Raw genomic sequence first — 1,318 nt, forward strand, 5'->3', positions numbered from 1 at the left:
CTTGTAGGGCAGGGCAGCGCGCAGTTTCTCGACAACGCGCCCGTCGCCGACCAGCGGCCGGCCCGAAAGGCGGCGGATTCTGGCGCGCACCAGCGCCAGCGACACCTGTCCTGCTAGGAGCTCGTCATAGGCCAGGCGCCGCCAGGCCGCACCCTCGACGGCAACGTCGATCGGGTCCTTGGGATAGTGGATGCGGGTCAGCGCAGCGCCGAAGGACGGAAAGGTGTGGCGGCGCATGAAGGCGTCGTCCTGCCATTCCGGCAGTTCCGGCAAGCGGCCGAGCGCCTGTCCGATGGCGCGGCGCAGCACTTTTGCGGACAGGCCGGCGGTTAGCGGATAGACGGGCTCGACCAGCGGCAGGCCCTCGGCCTCGTCGAGCGGCGCGATATGGTCGGGATGAACCATGGTCGGGCGGCCGTTGAACCATTCCATGCGGCCGGAGATTACGACGCGCTCGCCCTCAGGCAGCATCTTCTGCAGATAGGCGGCATGGGCATGGAAGAAGGTCAAGGCGATCTCGCCGGTGTCGTCATGGGCATAGATCCGGTAGGGCACGGACCTGTTGCCGCGCGGCGGCGGCTGGTGGCGGTCGACCCGTACCTCGAGTGTTACGATCTGGCCTTCGGCCGACAGCGCGATCCCAGGCCGGTTGCGGCGGTCGATCACGGTGTTGGGGAGCACGAACAGAAGATCGGCGGCGCGCGCGGCGCGGTCGCCGAGATCGGCCGGCACGACACGCTCGATCATGGTCCCGACCTTCTGGCCGACGCCGGTGAGCGAAGTGATCGGGACGAAGAGGGGATCGAGGATGGAAGGACGCATCTCGTCAGCTTATGTCGCGGCCGCCGCAGCGCAAAGGCTGACACCGTCCTCTATCCACGCTATATGCGCCGCTTCGAACAGGGATGCAGCGCGATGACCGGGACGCAGCGATCAAGCGAGGGCCTGGACGTCCGCCGCCGCAAGCTGCTGTTTCGCTCCTGGCACCGCGGCATGCGCGAGATGGATCTCATCCTGGGATCCTTCGCCGATGCCGAGATCGGCGTCTTGACCGCCGGCGAAATCGACCAATATGAAAAGCTCCTCGAAATCCCCGACACCGAATTCCTGCCGATGATCACCGGCGAGCGCCCGGTTCCGCCCGATATCGATTGCGCGGTGCTGCAGAAGATCCTGGCGTCGCGCCGGACCATGACATTTTGAAAGAAGCATGAGTCTCATTCCCTCAATTGGCCTGCCGAAGGGCCGCGCCGGCCAGTTCATCGTCGATGGCGTCGCCGACGGTTACGAAGCTTTCGCGCTGGCGCGGCCCTTCGGC

The 1,318-nt window shown here is 66.2% G+C and carries 2 protein-coding genes; one reads left to right on the plus strand and one right to left on the minus strand.

What is annotated here, in order from left to right; all coding sequences use genetic code 11:
• A partial coding sequence (locus EOA32_RS37260) for an OB-fold nucleic acid binding domain-containing protein (RefSeq protein WP_348632249.1) occupies window positions 1–822 on the minus strand: 822 nt, incomplete at its 3' end.
• Between the two features lie 93 nt (window positions 823–915).
• Between EOA32_RS37260 and EOA32_RS37265 the strand changes: the two genes are divergently transcribed.
• Complete coding sequence (locus tag EOA32_RS37265; RefSeq protein ID WP_128374314.1) at window positions 916–1,203, plus strand: succinate dehydrogenase assembly factor 2; 288 nt, start codon at window positions 916–918, stop codon at window positions 1,201–1,203.
• Window positions 1,204–1,318: the final 115 nt, after the last annotated feature.

The sequence above is a fragment of the Mesorhizobium sp. M1A.F.Ca.ET.072.01.1.1 genome, from assembly GCF_004023325.1.
Taxonomy (GTDB): domain Bacteria; phylum Pseudomonadota; class Alphaproteobacteria; order Rhizobiales; family Rhizobiaceae; genus Mesorhizobium.

What these genes read in the sequence shown, in the direction of transcription:
- EOA32_RS37265 (WP_128374314.1), top strand. Translation starts at nt 916, where the DNA reads ATGACCGGGACGCAGCGATCAAGCGAGGGCCTGGACGTCCGCCGCCGC.